Source organism: Frigoribacterium sp. AC394 (assembly GCF_979258095.1).
This window is the reverse complement of the sequence record NZ_OZ409834.1, coordinates 1,652,290-1,676,853: the sequence shown is the minus strand read 5'-3', so window position 1 is coordinate 1,676,853 and position 24,564 is coordinate 1,652,290. Positions and strand designations below refer to the sequence as shown.

Sequence of the window (24,564 nt, the reverse complement as noted above, 5' to 3'; positions counted from 1 at the left end):
CTAGCGCCGGCGCTGCCCGGTGTCGATGCCCGTCACGCTGCCGTCGTCGGGGCCGAAGACGAAGTAGTGCACCCGTTCCGCCTCGACGCCGTGCTCGATCAGGGCGGCGCGGGCGATGGCCATGAAGGGCACGGGCCCGCAGAGGAACACCCGGTGCTGCGGCGTGAGGGCGACCGTGCCGAGGTCGATGGGGTCGAGGTAGGCGCCCGGGCCGTCGATCGACTCGCCGGCGAACTCGCCCGCGGCACCCGCACCCGCAGCACCCACGCCCCCAGCCCCGGCCCCCAGTGCACTCAGGCTCCCCTGCGTGTAGCTGACGCGCAGCGACGCGTTCGGCATGCCGGCCACGAGCGCCTCGAGCTCGGCGCGGTGGGCGTGCCGTTCGGGTGTCCGCTCGAAGTGCAGCACCGTGACGCGGCGCGCCGGCTCGGTGCGCGAGAGGTGGTCGAGCATGCCGAGCACGGGCGTGCACCCGATGCCGGCCGAGACGAACAGCAGGGGCGCGTCGTCCAGCTCGTCGATGGTGAGCGAGCCGATCGGCGGCGACACCCGCACGATGCTGCCCACCGCGATCGCGTCCCGGAGGTGCTGCGACACCTCGCCGTCGGGCACGAATCCGCCGCCGTCGATGACGCGCGCGCTGATCCGCCACTGCTCGTCGTGTCCGCCGCGCAGGCTGTACTGCCTGATCTGGTGGGCGCCGTCGGGCAGCTCGACCTGGACCGACGCGAACTGGCCCGCGCGGTACCGCGGCAGCGCCTCGCTGTCCGCCGAGACCAGGGTCAGCGCCACGACGTCCTCCGCCTCGATGCGGTGCTCGGTGACGATGGCCTCGCGCCACTCCTCGTCGGGTTCGAGGTCGGCCTTCGCGTAGAGATCGGTCACGGTCGCCGCGACCTCGTCGGTGACCTGGCGGTAGAGCGCGGTCCATGCCTCGTCGGCGGCGGTGTCGTGGTCCGAAGCCAGGGAGGCGCGCATCGCCTCCCGCAGAGACGTCTCGAACACGGCGTAGTCGCCCGGGCGGATGCCGAGCGCGGCATGGCGCTGAGCGAGTCGCGAGGTGATCTCGGCCGCCGTCGACCCGGCCAGCGTGGGAGCGCCGGCCTGCCGTGCCGTCGGATGCAGGGTCGCGGCGGCGCGGGCGCTGCTGCTCGTCCCGCTGCCCGGAGCGGCGTCGATGGTCGCCTCGGCGAGCGCCACGATGGTGCGGGCGAGCTCGCGGGCCTGGCGGCCCTGGGCGTGCTCGCCGCGGTTGAAGCGGTCGCGCAGCAGATCGGGTCGTGCCGCGAACAGCCGATCGTAGAAGTCGGCGGCGATCGCGTCGGCGGAGGCTTCGACGGAGGGCAGGGTGCGGGCGAGGGCGGCGAGCTGCGATGCGGTGACCATGGGCATCCTCCCTCGGCGGCGGGATCGGGCTCCCGGCCTGCTCTCGATGATGGCGGGTCGAGGTGAGGGCCGGCTGCGCACTCTCTCGATCTCGAATGACCGGGCCCGCGTCCGCCGAGCTCCGCCGCGCGTCCGCCGTGCTCCGCCGCGCGTCCGCACCGGGTTCGGCGGGTTCCCGTCGTCGGCGGCGGGTCAGCGCTGACCCGCCGCCGATGACACGAACCCGCCGCACCCCGCGAATCCGCTTGCCGTTGCCGCATGTATGCGCTTACACTCATCAGACTCACCTCGACGACGAATGAGAGAACCGTGGCGATGAAGCACACGTCAAGACCCCGCGCGCTGGTGCGAGCAGCGGCGGCCGCCACGGCGGCCGCGCTCCTGCTGGCCGGTTGCAGCATCCAGATCCGCAGCCAACCCGATCCGACGATCGGCGACGACACGATGCTGATCAACGCCGACAAGGGCAACCCGCAGTTCGAGCGGAACTTCAACCCGTTCCTCACGAACAAGCGCACCGCCTCCACGTGGATCTACGAGCCCCTGCTCGAGATCAACCCGCTCGACAACGAGATCACGCCGTGGCTCGCGAGCGAGACGACGCTGCCCGACGCACGCACCGTCGACATGACGATCCGCAGCGGCGTCGAGTGGTCCGACGGCACCGAGATGACCCCGGCCGACGTGGTCTACACGTTCGACCTCATCAAGGAGAATCCGTCGCTCGACCTCAAGGGCGCCTGGCAGCACATCGAGACCATCGAGACCCGGGGCGACCACGTGGTCTTCCACCTGCAGACCGACGACGTGCCGGCGATGGAGATCATCGGCCAGACGACGATCGTGCCCGAGCACCTGTGGAAGGACGTCGACGACCCCACCACGTTCCGCAACCCCGACCCGGTCGGCACCGGCCCGTTCACGCTCGGCAACTACTCGCCGCAGCAGTACTCGATGGACAAGAACGAGTCGTACTGGCAGGCGGAGAAGATCGAGATCGGCCATCTCATCCTGCCGGCGACGAACAACCAGCTCGACACCGTCACGCGCGGCTACGACTGGTCGTACTCGTTCATCAGCGACGTCGAGGGCACCTGGGGTGCGGCGAGCCCCGACAACCACTTCTGGTTCCCGCCGGGTGGTGTGATCGGGCTCGTGCCGAACCTCACCAAGGCGCCCTTCGACGACGTCAACGTGCGTCGCGGCATCGCGCTGGCGCTCGATCGAGGTCCCATCGCCGAGTCGGCCACCGAGGGCTACCTCGAGCCGGCCGGGCAGACCGGGCTCATCCTGCCCAACCAGGAGGACGACCTCGACCCCTCGATCCCGAACGACGGCATCGTCGAGCAGGACGTCGACGGCGCCCTCGCGGCCTTCGCCGAGTCGGGCTACACGCAGCAGGGCGACCGGCTCGTGGGCCCCGACGGTCAGCAGCTGAAGATCACGATCCTCACGGCCAACGGCTACACCGACTGGCTCCGGGCGGTTCAGGAGGTGCGGAGCCAGTTGGGCGCGATCGGCATCGACGTGCAGATCCAGGCTCCCCAGCCGGCCGGCTACCAGTCGGCCATCGCGAACGGCGAGTTCGACATGGCGATGGGCGGCATGGGCAACGGCAACGTGTACCAGGCGTTCAACAACCTGCTGAACAGCGACTTCGCGACGCCGATCGGCGAGACCACGGCCGCCAACTACGAGCGCTTCAGCGACCCCGCGGTCGACGAGCTGCTCGACGAGTGGAAGGCCTCGACCGACCCCGCCGACCAGCAGCGGCTCTCGTACCAGCTGCAGAACGTCGTCTACGACCAGCTGCCCGTGATCGGTCTCTACTACGGCGGGCTCTGGGGTCTGTTCAACGACGCCAAGTTCACCGGCTGGCCCACCGCGGAGGACCCGTACATGGCCCCGCAGAACTACGACCAGGCACCGCTGCTGATCTTCACGAAGCTGAAGCGCGTGCAGAACGACGGGGGAGACCAGTGAAGTACGCCGCCCAGAAACTCGGTCTCTTCGTGCTCACCCTGTGGGCCGCGGTCACCCTGAACTTCATCCTGCCGAGGCTGATGCCGGGCAGCCCGACCGACGCCGCCATCGCGAAGCTGTCGCAGAACGGGCCCGTCACCGACGCGACCCGGGCTGCGATCGAGGCCCAGCTCGGCGTGCCGAGCGGCAACGTGCTCGAGCAGTACGTCAGCTACCTCGGACAGGTCGTGCGTCTCGACTTCGGCACGAGCTACACGTTCTTCCCCGAGACGGTCGGTCACCTGGTCGGCCAGGCGCTGCCGTACACGTTGATCCTCGTCGGGGTCTGCACGATCATCGCCTTCGTGCTCGGCACCCTGATCGGCGTGGCCGCCGCGTGGAAGCGCGGCACCTGGCTCGACTCGCTGCCGACCCTGTCGGGCAGCTTCATGAGCACGTTCCCGTACTTCTGGACGGCGCTCCTCCTGCTGTTCTTCCTGGGCTACGTGCTGCACTGGTTCCCGACCACGGGCGCCTACGGGGCCACGACGACGCCCGGGTTCACGCCCGCGTTCGTCGGCGACGCCCTGCTGCACGCCGTCCTGCCCGCCATCACGATCCTCCTGACCAGTCTCGGCGGCTGGATCCTCGGCATGCGGAACGCGATGATCTCGACGCTCGGCGACGACTACGTCACGTTCGCCGAGGCGAACGGCCTCAAGGGCCGCACGGTCGCCGTGCGCTACGCCGCCCGCAACGCGATCCTGCCGAACCTCACCGGCTTCGGTCTCGCGCTCGGCGGCGTGGTCGGCGGCTCGATCCTGGTCGAGCAGGTGTTCGGCTACCCCGGCATCGGCTACCTGCTGTTCAACGCCGTCATCGGCCAGGACTACCCGCTGATGCAGGCCCTCTTCCTGATGATCACGGTCAGCGTGCTCGTCGCCAACTTCCTCGTCGACATCTTGTACGGCGTGCTCGACCCAAGGACCCGCCGATGACCTCCACCGTGTCCGTCCACCTGCCCGAGGGCGCGCCGCCGAGCGGCCCCGCCGAGCAGAAGGCGCCCAGTCGCTGGCTCACCATCGGCCGCATGGCCGCGACCATCTGGTCGAACCCCAAGGCGAAGATCGGCGTGATCATCCTCGGCGTCTTCGTGCTGACGGCGATCTTCGCCCCTCTGCTGGCCCCGTACGGCGGCAGCGAGAACGGCTTCGAGCGCAGCGCCGACGCGAGCTGGGCCCACTGGATGGGCACCACCGCCGCCGGTGAGGACGTCTTGAGTCAGCTGATCTACGGCGCCCGCATCAGCGTGCTCGTCGGTGTCGTCGCCGGCGTGCTGTCGACCGTCATCGCCGTCGCGATCGGTCTCAGCTGGGGCTACATGAAGGGCTTCGGCGGCGACGTCGTGGGCTTCATCGTCAACCTGTTCCTGGTGATCCCGGGTCTGCCGCTGATGATCGTCATCGCGGCCTACCTGCAGAACGGCGGCATCCTGGTCATCATGGCGGTCATCGTCGTGACCGGCTGGGCGTGGGGCGCGCGGGTGCTCCGCAGTCAGACGCAGTCGCTGCGCTCGCGGGACTTCGTCACGGCGGCCCGCTTCTCGGGCGAGAGCTCGGGGCGCATCGTGTTCCGCGAGATCCTGCCGAACATGACGTCGCTGATCACGGGCTCGTTCTTCGGCGCCGCGACCAGCGCGATCCTCGCCGAGGCGGGCCTCGAGTTCCTCGGGCTCGGCGACTCGTCGATCGTCAGCTGGGGCACGATCCTCTACTGGGCGCAGAACTCGAACGCCCTGCTGACCGGTCAGTGGATCCTGCTGTTCGCACCGGGTCTCTGCATCGCCCTGCTCGCGATGAGCCTCACCCTGATCAACTTCGGTGTCGACGCCGTCGGCAACCCCCGCCTCCGCGAAGGCGGAGCCAAGAAGGCCAAGGAGGCGCGCGCATGACCGCGACGGACCCTACCAACCAGCGCACCGCCTCCACCGCCTCCGCCGCCTCGTCGGACGTGCTGCTCGACGTCCGCGATCTGAGCGTCGTGTACGAGAGCGCCGGGGCCGAGCCGGTCCAGGCCGTCGACCACGTGTCGTTCCAGCTGAAGCGCGGCGAGTTCGTCGGGCTGGTGGGCGAGTCGGGGTCGGGCAAGTCGACCCTCGGCTACGCGCTCACCCGGCTGCAGAAGCCGCCGGCCCGCACCAACGGCGGCAGCATCCTGTTCGACGGCGCCGACGTGCAGTCGCTCGGCACCGAGGCCCTGCGGCAGCAGCGGCAGGGCGGCTTCGCGATGGTGCTGCAGTCGGGCATGAACGCGCTGAATCCGGTGCGCACCATCCGCAACCACTTCGTCGACGTCTTCAAGGCCCACGGTCACGTGCCGCGCGACCAGTGGCACAGCCGAGCCGTCGAGCTCGTCTCGAAGGTCGAGCTCGACCCGAGTGTGCTCGCGAGGTTCCCCGGCGAGCTGTCGGGCGGCATGCGTCAGCGCGTGTCGATCGCCCTGGCGCTCTCGCTCGAGCCGCAGCTGATGGTGTTCGACGAGCCGACCACGGCCCTCGACGTGCTGGTGCAGCACGCCGTGATGGACACGATCATCGCGCTGCAGCGCAGCGAGGGCTTCACGGCCGTGCTGATCAGTCACGACCTCGGCATCGTGCTCGAGTCCGCCCAGCGGGTGCTGGTCATGCACGAGGGCCGCATCGTCGAGGACGGTGCGAGCGCCGACGTGCTCGAGAACCCGCAGGACGACTACACGCGCATGCTGCTCTCGCACTACGCCGACCCGCGCGCCGAGGTCGTCTCGCTGCCCGGCTTCGAAGACCGCTCGATCCGTCACGCGCGGGGCGAGCGCCGCGTCGACACGACCACCTCGGTGCCGACCGTGTCGACCCGCGGGCAGCGGATCGCGCAGCAGCCCATCGTGGTGAGCGGGGTGTCGAAGACCTACGCGCCTCCTCGGCGGGGCGACGAGCCCGTGCGCGCGGTGCGCGACGTCTCGTTCAGCCTCGAGCCGGGTCGATCGCTGGCCCTCGTCGGTCAGAGCGGTTCGGGCAAGAGCACGATCGCCAAGCTCGTGACGGGCGTCGAGCGCCCGACCAGCGGCAGCGTCACGTTCGGCGACACCGACGTGACGAAGCTGCGGGGCCGCGCGCTGCGGAGCTTCCGCAGCGACGTGCAGATGGTCTTCCAGGACCCCTACGCCGCCCTCAACCCGCTGCACACCGTCGAGTACACGCTCACCCGACCTGTCGTGAACTTCACGGGCCTCACCGGTCAGGAGGCGCGGCGCCGGGTGCTCGAACTGCTCGAGACCGTCGGTCTGACGCCGGTCGAGCAGTTCGCCGCGAAGCTGCCGCACCAGCTGTCGGGCGGTCAGCGGCAGCGCGTCGTCATCGCCCGGGCGCTGGCCAGCGACCCGCAGGTGATCATCGCCGACGAGCCGGTCTCGATGCTCGACGTGTCGCTGCGGGCCGGCGTGCTCGCCCTGCTCGAGGACCTCCGCGAGCAGTGGGGCGTCTCGCTGCTCTACATCACCCACGACCTGCTCAGCGCGCGGCTGATCACCGACGACATCATGGTGCTCAACCAGGGCGCCGTGGTCGAGCGGGGCGGCACGGCCGAGGTGCTGCAGCGGCCGACGGATCCGTACACGATCAAGCTGCTCGACGCGGTGCCGAACCCGCGGCGCTCCCTCGCACGAGGCGGGCTCCGATGAGCCTGCGCGACTTCGCGCCGCACCCCGTGTTCGGCGATCTGCCGGTCGCCGAGGGGGTCGACACGGTGGCGATCGACCTGCCGGTGGGTCGACTGAGCGCCTACCGCGTGGTGCCCGACGGGCCCGCCGCCGGCACCGTGCTCGTCGTCCCCGGGTACACCGGCTCGAAGGAGGACTTCCGCGTCACGATGCCGCTGCTGCGCGACGCCGGGTTCGAGGTGATCGTGGTCTCGCGACGCGGTCAGGCCGACTCGGTCGCGCCTCCTTCGCTCGACGATCACACCCTGGACGAGGAGGCGCGCGACATCGTGCGCATCGCCCCGCTGCTCGCAGACGGTCGCCCCGTGCACCTGCTCGGCCACAGCCTCGGCGGAGTGATCGGCCGCGCGGCCGTGCTGCAGGCGCCCGAGCTGTTCTCGTCGTACACGATGCTCTGCTCGGGCCCGCACGGCTGGACCGATCGCAAGTACCTCGAGCGGCACCTCGTCGCCGAGAAGGGCGGCGCCGCGCTGTTCGACTCGACGAACCCGATCACGCTCGGCCTCGACGACGCCGAGCTCGCCGCCCTCGACCCCGAGCTGGCGTTCGTGCGGATGCGCATGCGGCGGACGAGCCCGCACAGCCTGATCGGCGGTGCGCGCATCCTCGAGCTGCCGGACGACACGACCGAGGCGCTCGCCGCCACCGGCGTGCCCGTGCTCGTCGCCCACGGCGAATGGGACGCCGCGTGGCCGATCCCGTGGCAGCGCGACATGGCCTCCCGGCTCGGCGCCCGCTACGAGATCGTCGCCGGCGCGTGGCACTCGCCGCAGATCGAGCAGCCCGGGGCGACCGTGGCGCTGCTCGCCGACTTCTGGGGCTCCGTGCCGGGGTCGACCCGCGCCTCCTGACCCGCGCCTCCTGACCCGCTCCTCCTCCACGATCACCGAAAGGAGCACTCCGTGCTCACCTTCCCCGAGAACTTTCTCTGGGGCGCCGCGACCGCGGCCCACCAGATCGAGGGCAACAACGTCAACTCCAACTGGTGGGTGCACGAGCACACGCCCGGCACGACCATCGTCGAGCCGAGCGGTGACGCGGCCGACAGCTACAACCGGTTCCGCGACGACATCCGCCTGCTCGCCGAGCTGGGGCTGAACAGCTACCGGTTCAGCATCGAGTGGGCCCGCATCGAGCCCGAGCGCGGCGTCGTCAGCAAGGCGCAGATCGCGCACTACCGCCGCATGGTCGAGACCTGCCACGAGTTCGGCATCGAGCCCATCGTCACGCTGATGCACTTCACCGTGCCGCGCTGGTTCGAGCGCGACGGCTTCTGGCGCGCACCCGACGCCGCCGACCTCTTCGCGCGCTACACCGAGCTCGCCCTGCCCGTGGTCGCCGAGGGCGTCCGCTACGTCTGCACGATCAACGAGCCGAACATCGCGGCGATGCTCGCCGGCGGAGAGGACGCCTCGAACCTGGTCGCGTACGGTCTGCCGAACCCCGACCTCGAGGTGGCCGACGCGCTGCTCGCCTCGCACAAGCGCAGCCGCGAGGTGCTGTCGCAGGTCGCCGGCCTGAAGTCGGGCTGGACGGTCGCGACCCAGGCGTTCAAGCCCGTCGACGAGCCGGGCGCCGCCGAGAAGACCCGCGAGTACGGCTACATCCGCGACGACTGGTACAGCGAGATGGCGGCCGGCGACGACTTCGTCGGGGTGCAGGCCTACACGCAGACCTTCGTCGGACCGGAGGGGCCGCGACCCGTCGCCGAGGGGCTCGAGACGACGCTCACCGGCTGGGAGTTCCACCCGCCCGCAGCCGCCGAGGGCATCCGCAGCGCGTGGGAGCTGAGCGGCCACGTGCCGGTCATGGTCACCGAGAACGGCATCGCCACCGCCGACGACAGCCGCCGCATCGCCTACACGCAGGGCGCCCTCGAGCACATCCACGACACCATCGAGGAGGGCATCGAGGTGCTCGGCTACCAGCACTGGAGCGCCCTCGACAACTACGAGTGGGCCAGCGGATTCCGCCCCACCTTCGGGTTGATCGGCTGGGACCGCGACACCTTCGAGCGCACCCCCAAGCCCAGCGCACGCTGGTACGGCGGCGTGGCGCAGGCCAACGGCCTCGAGCGCAGCTCGGCCGTGTGACACCACGGCGTCGTCGCGTGCCGCGGCGGCGTCGTGCCCCATCCCAGGGCGCAGGAGGCGCGGGTCACCCGACCCGCGCCTCCTGCGTCTCCGCCTCGAGGGGTCACGACATGCCGCCCGCCTCGGGGCTCGGCGGCGCGTCGTGACCCCTCGACGCCGGATCGGAAGCCGGGATCAGAAGTGGGTGATGCTGTGCAGCGGTCGATCGGCCGCGATCATCGCCCGCACGGTCTGCACCGCGCCCTTGCGGCGTTCGCGCACGAGCCCCGCCGCGGCGAGGGTCACGGGGTCGACGCCGCCGAGCCAGAGCGAGCCGAGGGTCGCCACGTCGAGCTCGATGTCGGCCCGGCGCACCGCGGCGCGCTTGACGGTGGCGCTGCCGCCCTCGCTCGTGACGCGGAACGTGCCGGCGGCGTGCCCGAGCGAGTCGCCCACGGCGATCGTCACGACCCCGTCGGCCGCCCAGGGGCGCGCCTGCAGGGCCGCCACGGTGTCGAGCACCCGGAACCAGACGTGGTCCTCGTCGTGGGTGACCCGCACGGCCCGTCCGTCGACGAGGGCGTGCCCGAGCGGATCGCTCTGCTGAGCACCGGCGTACTGGACGGTCGCGACGAGGTCGACGGAGAGCAGCAGCTGCCAGAGGCCGAGGTAGGCGTCGTCGGTGGCCGAGACGAGATCGAGCACGACGAGGGTGCGCGCCCCGTCGGCGCCCTCGAGGCGGTACGCGACGTAGCCGTCGACCACCCCGGACGAGTCGCGGTGCACCGCGCCGCGCACCGCGGGGTCGGGGGTGCCGTCGGGGCGCTCGCGCCCGAGCAGGCGGTTCCACGCACCCTCGTGCCGGTCGATCGAGCCCGGAGTGCGGGCGTGGTACCGGGCGAAGACCGCCGGCGCGAGCTCGACGAGGGTGTCGCGCGAGACGAGCTCGGTGCTGCCCTCGGGGTCGCCGAGCAGGCCGGAGGCGCGGCGCGGGTCGACCTCGATCGTGCGTTCGCGCACCCCCACCCCGAACCCGAAGCGACGGTAGATGGAGCCTTCGCTCGCGGTCAGCGCGGCGACCGCGAGACCGGCGCCCTTGGCGCGCGCCAGGTCGTCGGTCATCAGGCGGCGGAGGAGCCCGCGGCGACGGTGGGTCGGCTGGACGGTGACACCCGAGATCAGGTGCGCGTCGAGCAGACGGCCGCCGCCGACGTTCAGTGACTTGACGAACGACTCGAACGTCGCGACCGGCTGGCCCTCGGCGTCGAGGGAGCCGTCGCGGGGCTCGCGCGGGTAGACGCCCGTCTCGGTGCGGCCGTCGGCCGCGAGCCGCCGGGCCGTGCGGCCGACGGCGTTCTCATCGGGGGCCGCCTCGTGGAATCCGAGCGCCTCGGCACGGATCCAGCGGGCCGTCTCGGCATCGGCCCGCGGCTCGTCGTCGGTGGACTCGGGGGCCAGGGCGGCCGGGAAGGTGCGGATGTCGTAGTCGTCGTCGAAGGCAGTCACGGCGTCAGCCTAGGGCTGGCCCCCGACGTTGTCGTCGTCCCCGCGGCTGAGGATCGTTCCCCCGTATTGCCAGCACCGCTCTGGTGAAATATGATGTGAGGAATTATCTAGGATGAAGGAGGGCGGATGCTCGACGACGACGGCACCCGACACGACCATGGGGCGCGGACGGACGGGCGGCCCGATGCGCGCAGCGATGCGCGGGCCGCGGCTCGCATCAAGGCGGAGGAGGGTCGGCGGCGGGTCCGTCGACGGGAGCGCGCGACGGTCGCGCTGGTGAAGGGCGGATCGGCGGTGGTCGCACTCGCCCTGGTGACGACCGTGGCCGCGGTGCTCGTGGCGTCGGCCTCGTCGGCGACGGGATCGGGCCCCGCCAACACCGCCGCGGACGGCGTCCGCATCGGCACCGGTCTCGTCGCCGAACGCTCGCCCGCCCGGGCCGTCGACGCCGAACCCGACGCCTCGCCGACCCCCGGGGCCTCCGACGTGGCGGACATCGCGGTCTACGTCGACTACCACTGCCCGGGGTGCGCGCAGTTCGAGCTCGACAACGCCGACTACCTCACGGGTCTCGTCGAATCCGGCGCGGCGACCGTGCAGATCCACCCGCTGTCCGTCACGGACCGGTCGTCGCTGGGCTCGCGGTACGCCACGCGGGCCGCCGCCTCGGCCGCCTGCGTCGCCGACCTCGAGCCCGACGGGTTCTGGGCGGTCAACCAGGCCCTCTTCGCCGCTCAGCCCGACCCGGGCAGCCGGGGGCACTCGATCGAGGGTCTGGCTCGGATCGTCGACGAGGCCCACCCCTTCGACGATCCCTCGGCCGTCGCCGAGTGCGTCGCCGACCAGCGCTTCGCGGGCTGGGTGACCGCGGCCACGAGCCGCGCGCTCGCCGGCCCCCTGCCCTACGACTCGGTCGAGGCGATCACGTCGACGCCCACCGCGATCGTCAACGGGGAGCTGTTCGACCCCGAGATCCAGTCCTTCCCGGAGTTCGTGGCGTCGACGCTGGGCGAGGCCTACGCGGCCGAGACCGCCGGCGGCGTCCGATGAGCGCGTCGGGCGGAGCGCCCCGATCGGGCGTCGACGCGGGCCGCGACACCGGCCCCGACGCCGGCCGCGACGGCGTCGACGGCCTCGCCGAGCTGGGTCTCGACCCCGCACCGTCGCGGGGTGCCCGCCGACAGGCCGAGCGGCGTCGGCGGCGGCGGCTGGCCGTGGTCGTCGTCACGCTCGCCGTCCTCGTGGGGGTGCCCGTCCTGGCCGCCGTGGTCGGCGCCGGCTACCTGGTCCGTCTGGGGGCGTCGTTCGACGACCGCTCGTCGACGATCGCCGGCGCCCTCCCCGAGTACGAGGGTCGCCCGGCGGCCGACGACGACGGGGCGGTCGACGTCCTCCTGCTCGGGTCCGACACCCGGGTCGAGGGCGAGAGCGGGCGTTCCGACACGATCATGCTCGTGCGGCTGCCGGCCGACCGCTCGTCCGTCGAGGTGCTCTCGATCATGCGCGACTCGTGGGTCGAGGTGCCGGGTCACGGTGAGGCGAAGATCAACGCCGCCTACAGCTGGGGAGGCGTCCCGCTCACCGTCCAGACCGTCGAGCAGCTGCTGGAGGTGCGGGTCGACCACGTCGCCGAGATCGACTTCGAGGGCTTCCGCGCCATGACCGACGCCCTGGGCGGGGTCGTCGTCGACTCCGAGCAGCCCTTCACCGCGGGTCCGCACGAGTTCCGTCAGGGGCTGAACCGCCTCGACGGCGACGCGGCCCTCGCCTTCGTGCGCGAGCGCTACTCGTTCGCCGACGCCGATCACCAGCGGGTCCGCAACCAGCAGGCGTTCCTGACCGGTCTTGCCCAGGGGGTCGTCAGCCGCGGCACGCTGACCGACCCCGCCCGGGTGTCGGAGTTCGTCGGCGTCACGGCCGACCACCTGGCGGTCGATGCGTCGTTGACCCCGGCGCGCCTCCTCGAGCTCGGCTGGAGCTCGCGCGGGCTGACGCCGTCGAGCCTGCACGCGGTCACCCTGCCGGTCGCCGGCGGGGGCACGTCGGCCGACGGGCAGTCGTACCTCGCGATCGACCCGGCGGGTCTCGAGAGCGTGCGGGAGGCCCTGCGGTCCGACGAGGCGCTGCCGGACGCCGCGCCCTGATCGGGTGCGGGCGCCGTCGTCCGACGTCCGCACCCGGCGCACGATGAAGCCCCGGGGCGAGCAGCATGCTCGCCCCGGGGCTTCGTCGTGTCATCGAGGCGACTGCCGCCTTTCGGCGGTTCGCCGCCGTGTCTTAGCGGGCCGGGGTGATGGTCGGGCCGGTGTGGGTGGCGGTCAGCGGGGTGCCGTTCTTGGACTGGATGACCTTGGCGGTGTAGGGCGCGTTGCCGAGCCAGCGCGAGACGCTCCAGTTCCCGTTCTCGTCGGCCTCGGCGACCAGCGGCGCGAGTCCGTAGCCGAGGTGCACGGCGATGTCGGCACCCGGGGTGGCGGTGCCGGTGAACGTCACGACGCTGCCCGCGGCGAAGGTGCTGCCGTCGACGGGTGCGGTGACGACGACCGGTGCGGTCGTCGCGGCAGGAGTGATCGTCGGGCCGGTGTGCGCGCCGCCGATCTGCTTGCCGTCCTTCGACTGCGTGATGGTCGCGGTGTAGGGCGCGTTGCCGAGCCAGCGCGACACGGTCCAGTCGCCGTTCTCGTCGGCGTCGGCGACCAGCGGTGCTAGGCCGTAGCCGAGGCGGACCGAGACGGTGGCCTCCGGAGTGGCCGTGCCCGTGTAGGTCACGACGCTGCCGGCGGCGAAGGTGCTGCCGTCGGTGGGTGCGGTGACGACGATCGGTGCGGTCGTCGCGGCCGGGGTGATGGTCGGGCCGGTGTGACGCTCGCCGATCTGCTTGCCGTCCTTCGACTGGGTGATGGTCGCGGTGTAGGGAGCGTTGCCGAGCCAGCGCGAGACGGTCCACTCGCCGGACGCGTTCGCGGTCCCCGTGACGGGCGCGAGGCCGTAGCCGAGACGCACGGCGATGTCGGCGCCCGGCGTCGCGGTGCCGGTGAAGGTCACGACGCTGCCCGCGGCGAAGGTGCTGCCGTCGACGGGTGCGGTGACCGTGATGGGCTTCTCGGCGACCTCGCCGTCGTCGCCGCCTTCGGAGTCGTCGGCGACCGTGAAGGACCGGGTCGACACGGCCAGGCCGGCGTCCTTCCAGTACGGCGTCTCCGTGACCGTCATCTCGTGGTCACCGGCGGACAGTGGTGCGTCGAGTTCGACGCTCCAGCTGCCGTCGGCGAGCACGTCGGCCTTGCCGAGTTCGTCGGCGAGGGTCGCGGAGGTCTCGGTCGTGCTGCTGATGGCGACGGTCGATCCAGGGATCCCGGTGCCGGTGAAGACCTCGGTGTCGGCGGGGATGGTCTCGCCCTCGGCGGGCGAGGTGACGTCGATCGGGAAGATGTCGGAGGCGTCCAATCCCTCGGTGGGCTCGACCACGACGGTGGTGCGGTCCGACATGGCCAGATCCCGGACGGTGATGACGTCGAGCTCCTCACCCGCGTACTCGGCGTCGACGGGGATCATGAACGCGCCGTTCCAGGTGGTGTCGGCGCCGCCGATGAAGCGCCCCTCGTGCTGGACGATCACACCCGGCACGTCGAACTCGGTGGCGAAGTACGACGTCGTCCCCGCGAGATAGAAGCCGTTCTCGGCATCGCCCACGATCCCGTGGATCCGAGGTGCCGCGAGAGGAGATGGCTCGGGGGCGGCGACCGGCGTGAGGGGGATCTCGAGGGATCGGCCCCGGTTCTCGCCCAGGATGCCGGTGACGGTGGCGGTCGCACCGGCGAGCGAGCCGTCGAGCACGAAGGTGAAGCGTCCGTTGCTGCCGCGCACGGTCTCCTCGTGGTCTCCGACGACGATCTCGGCCGTGGTCGCGCGGTTGGCGATGACCCGGACGACGATCCTCCCCGACGCGTTCTCGGTGACCGACGACAGCATCGGCTGACTCGGCGTCCAGCCGGCGGCGGCGTCGTCATCCGCGTCGTCGGCGACGACGAACGCCGTGCCCGCGGTCTGCTTCGCGGCGGAGGCCCAGGTCGGTGTCTCGGTGACGACGGTGTCGTAGTTCCCGGCCGGGAGTGCCGTCGAGGTGCAGCTCCAGTCGCCCAGCGACGAGACGCGGGTCTCGCACAGTGTCGAGGAGGTGCGGTTCGTCTTCTCGTCGCGGGTCACGACGATCCGCGAGTTCGGGATGCCGGAGCCGGCGAAGGTCGCCTCGGGGGTCGCGAGCACGTCGCCCGCGGTGGGTGATGCGACCTCGAGCGGGTGGACCTCGGAGGCGGTGTTGCGCTCGGTGGGGACGAGCTCGACCTGGGCCGCTTCGCTCGCATGGCTCCCGTAGGAGCCGGTCACGTCGATGACCTCACCTGCACGGGCGATCGGCAACGTCAACGAGAAGGCGCCGTTCTCGGAGGGGAAGTCGAACGACATGCCCGACCCCTCGGCCCAGACCACGGTCTTGTGGAAGAGGCCCGGGCGATGGGTGATCGTTCCCTCGATGACGAGATGGTCGTCGTCGTACTGGCTGACGGCGTGGATGACGGGCGTGCCGGGCGCCTCGTCCTCGCCCTCGGCGGACATCGGCCCGAGCGCGACCTCGGCGGCGGAGCTGCTGCGCGAGGAGTAGTCGTATGCGCGGATGGTCGCGGTCTTGCCGACGTCCTGCGCGGAGATCGAATGAGTGAAGCGGCCGTTCCAGACCCCGACCGTTCCGCCGCTGATACCGTTCGCGACGTCGATTCGGACGAAGTCGGCGTCGGGCGCGAGGCCGCCGAGGGTGAGTCGGGAACCGCTCTCCTCAGCTTGGATGAAGGCGACCTGCGGCGTGGGGAGCGAGGCCGTGGCGCGGTCCTCCGCGTCGACGGCGGCAGCAGCCCGGTCGCCGTTCGCGGGGACGGCCGCGGCCGAGAGCGGGGTGGTCGCCCCGAGGACGAGGGTCGCGAGACCGGCAGTGGCCAGCCCGGTGATGATCTTGGACATGTCTTCTTTCGACTGGGGACGGTGAAGACCGATCGGGGCGGCCATGTCGTATATTACATTCGAAAAGCGCGCACCTTGACCCTGTGATCACAATGAGGGACCGCGGGATTTCCGCGCATCAGCAGCCGGAGAGCGTCACCATCGTGGCCGCGAGTCGACGAAGCCCCCGGAGTGAGCAAGGGCTCGTTCCGGGGGCTTCGTCGTGTCGTCGAGGCGACTCGCGCCGGTGGACGGTTCGCCGCCGTGTCTTAGCGGGCGGGGGTGATGGTGGGCCCGGTGTGGGTGGCGGTGAGCGGGGTGCCGTTCTTGGACTGGATCACCTTGGCGGTGTAGGGCGCGTTGCCGAGCCAGCGCGAGACGCTCCAGTCGCCGGAGGCGTTCGCGGTCCCGGTGACGGGTGCGAGTCCGTAGCCGAGGTGCACGGCGATGTCGGCACCCGGGGTGGCGGTGCCCGTGAACGTGACGACGCTGCCCGCGGCGAAGGTGCTGCCGTCGACGGGCGCGGTGACGACGACGGGTGCGGTCGTGGCGGCGGGGGTGATGGTCGGTCCGGTGTGCGCGCCGCCGATCTGCTTGCCGTCCTTGGACTGCGTGATGGTCGCGGTGTAGGGCGCGTTGCCGAGCCAGCGCGACACGCTCCAGTTGCCGTTCTCGTCGGCGTCGGCGACCAGCGGTGCCAGGCCGTAGCCGAGGCGGACCGAGACGGTGGCCTCGGGGGTGGCCGTGCCTGTATAGGTCACGACGCTGCCGGCGGCGAAGGTGCCGCCGTCGGTGGGTGCGGTGACGACGATGGGCGCGGTCGTCGCGGCAGGCGTGATGGTCGGGCCCGTGTGACGGTCACCGATCTGCTTGCCGTCCTTCGACTGAGTGATGGTCGCGGTGTACGGCGCGTTGCCGAGCCAGCGGGACACGGTCCAGTTCCCGTTCTCGTCCGCTTCGGCGACCAGGGGCGCCAAGCCGTAGCCGAGACGGACCGAGACGGTGGCCTCAGGGGTGGCCGTGCCGGTGTAGGTCACGACGCTGCCGGCGGCGAAGGTGCTGCCGTCGACCGGTGTGGTGACGGTGATCGCTCGCTCGTCGGACTCGCCGCCTTCGGAGTCGTCGCCGTCTTCGGAGCCGTCGGAGACGGTGAACGAGCGGGCCGAGGTGACCGCGGGCACGCCCGGCCAGTACGGCGTCTCGGTGACGGTCATCTCGTGGTCGCCGGCCAGCAGGGGAGCAGTGACGGGCACGCTCCAGCTGCCGTCGCCGAGCACACTCGTGATGAGCGGCGCGTCGCCTTCGGTGGCCGACGACTCGATCGAGATCCGCGCGCCGGGGATGCCCTCGCCGACCAGGGAGGTCAGGTCGGGGGTGACGCTCTCGCCCTCGGCGGGCGAGGTCACCTCGAGCGGGAACGCCTCGGAGGCCGTGTTGCCCTCGGTCGGCTCGACCGTGATCGTGGTCGCCTCGGAGAGTTCGGCGTTCCGGACCGTGATGAGGTCGATGTCCTGACCGGCGTACTCGGCCGGGATGGCGATGAAGAACGCGCCGTTCCAGGTGGCCCCCGTCGCACCGATGAACTCGCCGTCGACCTGCGCGATCACCGACGGGACGGAGTACTCGTCGTCGAAGTACGAGGTCGTGCCCTGGACGTAGAACGGCTCGCCCTCGGACTTCGTCACGCCGTGCGCCTGCGGGGCTGCCAGCGGCGAGCCCGCCGGGGCCTCGGTCGGGGTCAGATCGATCTCGATGGAGTCGCCATCGCCCTCAGGGGACACACCCGTGATCGTCGCGGTCTGGCCGAGCATCGATCCGTCGAGCGTGAACGGGAATCGACCGTGCTGCCCGCGGGGCAGGGTCTCGCTGTGGTCGCCGACCTCGATGCGGGCCTGGCCCGCGCCGTTGACGATGGCACGGACGATCAGGCTGCCGTCGGCCTCTTCCGTCACCGACGACAGGATCGGGGTCGCGGGGCCGCCGGTGTTCGACGCGCCGGGATCGGGCGTGGTGTCGGCGACGGAGAACGCGGTGCCCGCGGTCTGCTTCGGCGCGGTGGTCCAGGTGGGCGTCTCGGTCACGACGGTGTCGTAGCTCCCGGCGGGAAGCGCCGGCGAGGTGCAGCTCCAGTCGCCGAGCGAGGTCACGCGGGTCTCGCACAGGGTCGAGGAGGCGCGGTTCGTCTTCTCGTCGCGGCTCACGACGATCTGCGAGTTCGGGATCCCGGACCCCGTGAACGTCGCCTCGGGGGCCGCCAGCACGTCGCCCGCCGTAGGCGACTCGACCTCGAGCGGGTGGACCTCGGAGGCGGTGTTGCGCTCGGTCTCGACGAGCTCGACCTGGGCAGTTTCACTCGCGTGGCCCCGGTAGTAGGCGGTCACGTCGATGATCTCGCCGGCGCGCGAGGCGGGCACGGTGAGCGAGAACGACCCGTTCTCGGACGGGAAGTCCCATGACATCCCGGATCGGTTGGCCCACACCTCGGTCTTCGAGAACAGATCGGGCTGGTGCGCCACGGTGCCCTCGATGACGAAGCTGTCGTCGTCGTACTGGCTGACGGCGTGGATGACGGGCGTGCCGGGCGCCTCGTTCTCGCCCTCGGCGTACTGGGGCTCGAGGACGAAGTCGACCTCGACCACGCCCTGCGGGGTGTACGAGATCAGCGTGGCGTTCTTGCCGAGGTGGGCGATGTCGATGAGGGCGGCGAAGCGGCCGTCGACGACACCGGCGCCTTCGCTCGGTCCGCCCTCGACGCGGATGCCCACGACGCGGGCGCCCGGGGCCATGCCCATGACCGACAGCTCGTCGCGGTCGGACGGCTCGATGGAGGCGATGCGAGGTGCTGCGGCGGCGGTCGCCGAGGTGGATGTCGAGGACGGTGACGCCGCGGCCGTGGTCTCGTTCGCGACGGGGGCCCCGGAGCCCGGTTCTGCGGCGACGGGTGAGGCCGCCCCCAGGGTGATTGCGGCGAGGCCGGCGACGGCCAGCCCGGTGGTGATCTTCTTCATGTCTTCTCTCGGATGAGGTGCAGGGAAGACCGATCGGGGCGGCCGACTCGTATATTACATTCGAATCGGTGTGACCGAGGCCACGGAGCTCAGTCGATGGACCGCTGGACGCCCTTCACCGGAAGCATCAGCAGGAGCCCGGCGAGCAGCACGAGCGCGATGCCGACGATGCCGTAGCGCGTGTCGCCGGTCGCCGAGACGAACAGCGTGAAGAGCCCCGGGGCCAGGAAGCTCACGGCGCGCCCCGTCGTGGCGTAGAGGCCGAAGATCTCGCCCTCGCGCCCCGGCGGTGTGACGCGGGCGAGGAACGACCGGCTCGCCGACTGGATCGGCCCGACGAAGAGGGCGAGCGCCAGGCCGAAGACCCAGAACAGATCCGTCGCGGTCCCGATGGCCAGCACGGCGAACGCGGCGATCACGAGACCGACGAGCGACCCGACGATGATCGTCTTCGCCCCGAGCCGGTCGTCGAGCCAGCCGCCGACGAAGGTGCCGATGCCGGCCACGAGGTTGGCGCCGACCGCGAAGTAGATGACCATGCTCGGGGTGAAGCCGAACACCTGCGCCGCGATGATCGCACCGAAGGTGAACACCGCCGCGAGGCCGTCGCGGAACACCGCGCTGGCCAGCAGGAACAGCAGCACCTGGCGGTTGGTCCGCCAGAGCTTCGCGATCGTGGAGCCGAGGAGGCGGTACGAACCCCACAGCCCCACCCGCGCGCGTGCCGCGGTGGCGGGCGGTTCGGGCACCGCGAGCAGCACCGGCACCGCGAACGCGGCGAACCACGCGGCGGAGACGAGGACGGCCCAGCGGACGTCCCACGCGCCTCCTTCCGTCCCGGTCGGCACGGCGAGGAGGCCGCCGCGGCCGTCGACGCCGAAGCTCTGCAGGAACGCGACGAGCAGCACCAGCAGCAGCACGATGCCGCCGACGTAGCCGAGGCCCCAGCCGAATCCCGACACCTTGCCGATCGTCTTGGGCGTCGAGACCTGCACGAGCATCGCGTTGTAGTTGACGCTGGCGAACTCGAAGAAGATGTTGCCGACGGCGAGCAGGGCCGCGCCGAACACGAGGTAGCCCGGCACCGGGGCCACGAGGACCATCGCGGCCATCGCCGCCACGACGAGGCCGGTGTTGACCGCGAGCCACAGCTTGCGTCGACCGGAGCCGTCGCTCCGCTGGCCGAGCACGGGCGCGAGCAGGGCGATCAGGATGCCCGCGATCGTCAGCGCGGTCGAGATGACAGTCGCGTTCTCGGCCTTGGCGAGCACGAGGGCCGCGTTGCGGGTGTCGTCCCCCGCCGCCGCGACGATCGCGGGGTCGACGAACGCGCCGCTCGCCAGATAGGTGCTGAAGACGAACGAGGTGACGACGGCGTTGAACGCGGCCGAGCCCCAGTCCCAGAGCGCCCACGAGATCACCCGGCCACGGGGGATCGGTGCGGTGTCGGCGAGCGTCTGCGCTGCGGTCATGGGGGTCAACCTAGTCGGCGGGGGTGTCCTGCCGGCACCGCGCCTCCTGCGGGGGCGACCCCCGTTCGAGACTTGAGTGTTTTTGGCTCAACTTTCAGCTTCACAGCTTGACCTCGGCGAGGGCGTGAGTAAAGTTGAGCCTGGCCGACTCAAGGCCGGCCCCACAAGTTTCCGCAACAGCGCACCACGAAGGAGAACAGCACATGGCACGTGCAGTAGGAATCGACCTCGGAACCACCAACTCGGTCGTCAGCGTCCTCGAGGGCGGCGAGCCCACCGTCATCGCGAACGCCGAGGGTCTCCGCACGACCCCCTCGGTCGTCGCGTTCACGAAGGACGGCGAGGTGCTGGTCGGCGAGACCGCCAAGCGCCAGGCCGTCACCAACGTCGACCGCACCATCGCGTCGGTCAAGCGACACGTCGGCACCGACTGGAAGGTCGAGATCGACGACAAGAAGTACACCCCTCAGGAGATCAGCGCGCGCATCCTCGCGAAGCTGAAGCGCGACGCCGAGCAGTACCTCGGCGAAGAGGTGACTGACGCGGTCGTCACCGTCCCGGCGTACTTCAACGACTCCGAGCGTCAGGCCACGAAGGAGGCCGGCGAGATCGCGGGCCTCAACGTGCTCCGCATCATCAACGAGCCCACCGCCGCGGCCCTGGCCTACGGCCTCGACAAGGGCAAGGAGGACGAGCTCATCCTGGTCTTCGACCTCGGTGGCGGAACCTTCGACGTCTCGCTGCTCGAAGTGGGCAAGGACGACGACTTCTCGACCATCCAGGTGCGCAGCACCTCGGGTGACAACCGCCTCGGCGGCGACGACTGGGACAACCGCATCGTCGAGCACCTGATCAAGAAGTTCAAGGACAACAACGGCGTCGACCTGTCGACCGACAAGATCGCGAAGCAGCGCCTCAAGGAGGCTGCCGAGCAGGCCAAGAAGGAGCTGTCGTCGAGCACCTCGACCAGCATCCAGCTGCCCTACCTCACGCTGACGGCCGACGGCCCGCTCAACCTCGACGAGACCATCTCGCGCTCGCAGTTCGAGCAGTGGACGAGCGACCTCCTCGACCGCACCAAGAAGCCCTTCAACGACGTCATCAAGGAGGCCGGTGTCAAGGTCGGCGACATCTCGCACGTCGTCCTCGTCGGCGGTTCGACCCGCATGCCGGCCGTCACCGAGGTCGTCAAGCAGCTGACCGGCGGTCGCGAGCCCAACAAGGGCGTGAACCCCGACGAGGTCGTGGCCGTGGGCGCCGCCCTGCAGGCCGGCGTGCTGAAGGGCGAGCGCAAGGACGTCCTGCTGATCGACGTCACCCCGCTGAGCCTCGGCATCGAGACCAAGGGCGGCGCGATGACCAAGCTCATCGAGCGCAACACGGCCATCCCGACCAAGCGCAGCGAGACCTTCACGACGGCCGACGACAACCAGCCGTCCGTCGCCATCCAGGTCTTCCAGGGCGAGCGCGAGTTCACCCGCGACAACAAGAACCTCGGCACCTTCGAGCTGACCGGCATCGCCCCCGCCCCGCGCGGCGTGCCGCAGATCGAGGTCACCTTCGACATCGACGCCAACGGCATCGTGCACGTGTCCGCTAAAGACAAGGGCACCGGCACCGAGCAGTCGATGGTCATCTCCGGCGGCTCGTCGCTCTCGAAGGACGACATCGAGCGCATGGTCCGCGAGGCGGAGGAGCACGCCGCCGAAGACAAGGCGCGTCGCGAGGCCAACGAGACCCGCAACAACGCCGAGCAGCTCGTCTACTCGATCGAGAAGCTGATCAAGGACAACGACGACAAGCTCCCCGCCGACGTCAAGTCCGAAGTCCAGGCCGACGTCGACGCGCTGAAGTCGGCCCTCGCCGGCGACGACGAGTCCGCCGTCAAGCCCGCCTTCGACAAGCTCAACGAGAGCCAGTCGAAGCTCGGCCAGGCCATCTACTCGCAGGGTCAGGCCGACCAGGCCGGTGCCGCGGGTGCCGCCGGGCCCGAGGGCTCCGAGGGCGACGGCCAGACCCCGGCCGACGACGAGGACATCGTCGACGCCGAGGTCGTGGACGACGACGACAACGACAAGAAGTAGAGGTCCGCATGACTGACGAGCAGAACCGTCCCGTCGACGACGAGCAGCCCGAGCCGGTCGTCCGAGACAAGCGGCGACTCGACCCCGAGACCGGTGAGGTCCGGCCCGAGGCGAGCGCCGACGTCCCCTCCGAAGACGGCGGCACCGCAGCGGTCGACGGGGTCGACGACCTCCCGACCGTCGAGGCGCCCGACGTCGAGGTGCCGAGCGACGCCGAGGCGCCCGAGGGGGCGGCCGAGGCCGCGGCCGCGATGAGCGCCGAAGACGAGGCCATCCTCGACGAGGCGAGCCGCGATCTCGTCGCCGACATGCGCCAGGACATGCTCCGTGCGCAGGCCGAGCTGGTGAACTTCCGCCGTCGCGTCGAGCGCGACCGCGAGGCGAACCGCGAGGCCGTCGTCGCCGAGGTCGTCCGGTCGCTGCTGCCCGCGCTCGACGACCTCGTCCGCGCCGAGCAGCACGGCGACCTCGCCGAGGGCCCGATGACCGTCATCGCGCAGAAGATCCGCGGCGGTCTCGACAAGTTCGGGCTCGTGCAGATCGGCGCGAAGGGCGACGTCTTCGACCCGACCATGCACGACGCCCTCGTGCAGCTGCCGAGCCCCGACGTGACCGTCAACACGGTCGCCGACGTGATCGAGCCCGGCTACAAGATCGGCGACCGGGTCATCCGGGCCGCCAAGGTCGCGGTGCACGCACCGCAGTAGAACCACACCGCGACGCGAGTCGCGACCGGCGGTGGGCGCCTCGAGGAGGCGCCCACCGCCTCCCACATTCTCTCCGGCAGCCCCTCCCGGGCGGCCAAGATCCATGGAAGGAGGTGCCGCATGGCGAGTCAGGACTGGTTCGATAAAGACTTCTACGCCGTCCTCGGTGTCTCCAAAGACGTCACGCCCGCCGAGTTGAAGAAGGTGTACCGCAAGCTCGCTCGCAAGTACCACCCCGACTCCAACCCGGGCGACGCGGCCAGCGAGGCGAAGTTCAAAGAGGTCAGCGAGGCACATTCGGTGCTCGCCGACCCCGAGCAGCGCAAAGAGTACGACCAGGTGCGCGCCATGGGCGGCGGCGCCCGCTTCTCGGCCGGCAGCGGCGGGCCCGGCGCCCGAGGCGGCGGCTTCGAGGACGTCTTCGGCGGCATGTTCGGGCAGGGCGGCGGCGGTCAGCGCACGCAGTACCGGCAGCCCGGCGGCGGTGGCGGCGGCTTCGACGACATCTTCAGCGGCATGTTCGGCGGCGGCGGGGGCGGCTTCGGTCAGACCAGCGGCGGCTACCGCGGGTTCGGCGGGCCGCAGAAGGGCCGCGACATGACGGCCACGACCACGCTCGACTTCCAGACCGCCATCGTGGGCGAGACCATCTCTCTGCAGGCCTCCAACGGCAAGCCGATGAAGGTCAAGATCCCGGCCGGCGTGCACGACGGCCAGAAGATCCGCCTCCGCGGTCGTGGCGAGCCCAGCCCCGACGGTGGCGAGGCCGGCGACCTCGTGCTGACGATCGCGGTGCGGAAGCACCCCGTCTTCGAGCTCGACGGCCAGAACCTGCGTGTCGACGTCCCCGTCACGTTCGCCGAGGCGGCACTCGGCGCGACCATCGAGGTGCCGACCCTCGGCGGCGAGCCGGTGCGCCTGCGCGTCGCGGCGGGCACTCCGAGCGGCCGCGTGCTGCGGGTCAAGGGGCGCGGTGTCACGACCAAGGCCGGCACCGGCGACCTTCTCGCCACGGTCCAGGTGGCCGTGCCGGCGCATCTGAACGACAAGGCGCGCGAGGCCGTCGAGGCGCTGGCCGCCGCGCTGCCGGCCGAAAACCCGCGCGACGACCTGATCGCCCGCGCCCGGGCCTGATCGGACGACGACCATGACCGAGCGCAGAGATCCGGCCGACCCGGCGACCGGCTGGGCGATGGACGAGTCGTCGCCGATCTTCGCCATCGCGACCGCGGCCGAGCTGGCCGGCATGCACGCTCAGACGCTGCGGCAGTACGACCGGCTCGGCCTGGTCGTGCCCCAGCGGACGGCCGGCAAGTCGCGTCGCTACTCGATGCGCGACGTCGTGCAGCTCCGCGAGATCTCGCGCCTCGGCGGCGAGGGCGTCTCGCTCGAGGGGATCAAGCGCATCCTCGAGCTCGAGAACCAGGTGACCGCCCTGAACTCGCGGGTGCGCGAGCTCGAGCGGGCACTGGCCGACGAGCTCGTCAACCGCCCCGGCAGCCGCGTCTTCGCCGCCGGCGAGAGTGGCGTGGTGCCGCTCAAGCACGGCACCCGCCCGGCACGCCAGACCTCGCTCGTGGTCTGGCGTCCCCTCCGCTGACGCGGGCTCCCCGCCGCACCGG

Annotated in this window: 17 protein-coding genes; 12 read left to right on the top strand and 5 right to left on the bottom strand. The window is 71.0% G+C overall.

Annotation, left to right across the window (positions count from 1 at the left end):
- The gene (locus ACZZY9_RS07655) at window positions 1–1,386 is read right to left on the bottom strand and encodes a globin domain-containing protein (protein ID WP_463463645.1); all 1,386 of its coding nucleotides are present in this window, start codon (window positions 1,384–1,386) and stop codon (window positions 1–3) included.
- A 315-nt stretch (window positions 1,387–1,701) separates the two neighbouring features.
- Here ACZZY9_RS07655 and ACZZY9_RS07650 point away from each other — a divergent pair, with 315 nt between their 5' ends.
- From ACZZY9_RS07650 to ACZZY9_RS07625, 6 genes are read left to right on the top strand one after another with little or no spacing between them, the layout of a single operon-like run.
- Window positions 1,702–3,369 carry an ABC transporter substrate-binding protein gene (locus tag ACZZY9_RS07650; protein ID WP_463463644.1) on the top strand — a complete coding sequence of 556 codons (1,668 nt, stop codon included), beginning with the start codon at window positions 1,702–1,704 and terminating at the stop codon, window positions 3,367–3,369.
- Entirely contained in the window at window positions 3,366–4,346 is a 981-nt protein-coding gene (locus ACZZY9_RS07645; protein WP_192061607.1) for an ABC transporter permease, read from the top strand. Before ACZZY9_RS07650 ends, ACZZY9_RS07645 begins: the two co-directional genes overlap by 4 nt.
- Window positions 4,343–5,299, top strand: a complete 957-nt coding sequence (locus tag ACZZY9_RS07640) for an ABC transporter permease (RefSeq protein WP_463463643.1) — start codon at window positions 4,343–4,345, stop codon at window positions 5,297–5,299. The genes ACZZY9_RS07645 and ACZZY9_RS07640 overlap by 4 nt, the downstream gene beginning before the upstream one ends.
- Entirely contained in the window at window positions 5,296–7,062 is a 1,767-nt protein-coding gene (locus ACZZY9_RS07635) for an ABC transporter ATP-binding protein (RefSeq protein ID WP_463463642.1), read from the top strand. Before ACZZY9_RS07640 ends, ACZZY9_RS07635 begins: the two co-directional genes overlap by 4 nt.
- Entirely contained in the window at window positions 7,059–7,952 is an 894-nt protein-coding gene (locus ACZZY9_RS07630; protein ID WP_463463641.1) for an alpha/beta fold hydrolase, read from the top strand. The genes ACZZY9_RS07635 and ACZZY9_RS07630 overlap by 4 nt, the downstream gene beginning before the upstream one ends.
- Before the next feature lie 51 nt (window positions 7,953–8,003).
- Complete coding sequence (locus tag ACZZY9_RS07625; RefSeq protein ID WP_463463640.1) at window positions 8,004–9,194, top strand: glycoside hydrolase family 1 protein; 1,191 nt, start codon at window positions 8,004–8,006, stop codon at window positions 9,192–9,194.
- Between the two features lie 174 nt (window positions 9,195–9,368).
- Here ACZZY9_RS07625 and ACZZY9_RS07620 read toward each other — a convergent pair whose 3' ends face one another.
- Window positions 9,369–10,679 (bottom strand): GNAT family N-acetyltransferase, encoded by a 1,311-nt coding sequence (locus ACZZY9_RS07620; protein WP_463463639.1) that lies wholly within the window; start codon window positions 10,677–10,679, stop codon window positions 9,369–9,371.
- A gap of 126 nt (window positions 10,680–10,805) precedes the next feature.
- Between ACZZY9_RS07620 and ACZZY9_RS07615 the strand changes: the two genes are divergently transcribed.
- Both ACZZY9_RS07615 and ACZZY9_RS07610 read left to right on the top strand, forming a co-directional pair.
- The gene (locus ACZZY9_RS07615; protein WP_463463638.1) at window positions 10,806–11,729 is read left to right on the top strand and encodes a DsbA family protein; all 924 of its coding nucleotides are present in this window, start codon (window positions 10,806–10,808) and stop codon (window positions 11,727–11,729) included.
- A complete protein-coding gene (locus ACZZY9_RS07610; protein WP_463463637.1) occupies window positions 11,726–12,823 on the top strand; it encodes an LCP family protein in 1,098 nt (365 codons plus the stop codon). The genes ACZZY9_RS07615 and ACZZY9_RS07610 overlap by 4 nt, the downstream gene beginning before the upstream one ends.
- Window positions 12,824–12,956: 133 nt before the next feature.
- On the opposite strand, the gene ACZZY9_RS07605 is transcribed toward ACZZY9_RS07610, so the two are convergent.
- The 3 genes from ACZZY9_RS07605 to ACZZY9_RS07595 form a co-directional block, all read right to left on the bottom strand.
- Window positions 12,957–15,692: a DUF5585 domain-containing protein gene (locus tag ACZZY9_RS07605; protein WP_463463636.1), complete on the bottom strand. Its 2,736-nt coding sequence runs from the start codon at window positions 15,690–15,692 to the stop codon at window positions 12,957–12,959.
- Between the two features lie 248 nt (window positions 15,693–15,940).
- Window positions 15,941–18,679, bottom strand: a complete 2,739-nt coding sequence (locus ACZZY9_RS07600; RefSeq protein ID WP_463463635.1) for a hypothetical protein — start codon at window positions 18,677–18,679, stop codon at window positions 15,941–15,943.
- A gap of 89 nt (window positions 18,680–18,768) precedes the next feature.
- Window positions 18,769–20,151 (bottom strand): MFS transporter, encoded by a 1,383-nt coding sequence (locus ACZZY9_RS07595; protein ID WP_463463634.1) that lies wholly within the window; start codon window positions 20,149–20,151, stop codon window positions 18,769–18,771.
- A 203-nt stretch (window positions 20,152–20,354) separates the two neighbouring features.
- Between ACZZY9_RS07595 and dnaK the strand changes: the two genes are divergently transcribed.
- The 4 genes from dnaK (at window position 20,355) to ACZZY9_RS07575 (ending at window position 24,542) form a co-directional block, all read left to right on the top strand.
- Window positions 20,355–22,235 carry a molecular chaperone DnaK gene (dnaK, locus tag ACZZY9_RS07590; protein ID WP_192061593.1) on the top strand — a complete coding sequence of 627 codons (1,881 nt, stop codon included), beginning with the start codon at window positions 20,355–20,357 and terminating at the stop codon, window positions 22,233–22,235.
- A gap of 8 nt (window positions 22,236–22,243) precedes the next feature.
- Entirely contained in the window at window positions 22,244–22,942 is a 699-nt protein-coding gene (locus tag ACZZY9_RS07585) for a nucleotide exchange factor GrpE (protein ID WP_244637297.1), read from the top strand.
- Between the two features lie 120 nt (window positions 22,943–23,062).
- Window positions 23,063–24,076: a DnaJ C-terminal domain-containing protein gene (locus ACZZY9_RS07580; RefSeq protein ID WP_463463633.1), complete on the top strand. Its 1,014-nt coding sequence runs from the start codon at window positions 23,063–23,065 to the stop codon at window positions 24,074–24,076.
- A gap of 58 nt (window positions 24,077–24,134) precedes the next feature.
- Window positions 24,135–24,542 carry a heat shock protein transcriptional repressor HspR gene (locus tag ACZZY9_RS07575; RefSeq protein WP_192061599.1) on the top strand — a complete coding sequence of 136 codons (408 nt, stop codon included), beginning with the start codon at window positions 24,135–24,137 and terminating at the stop codon, window positions 24,540–24,542.
- Window positions 24,543–24,564 lie beyond the last annotated feature (22 nt).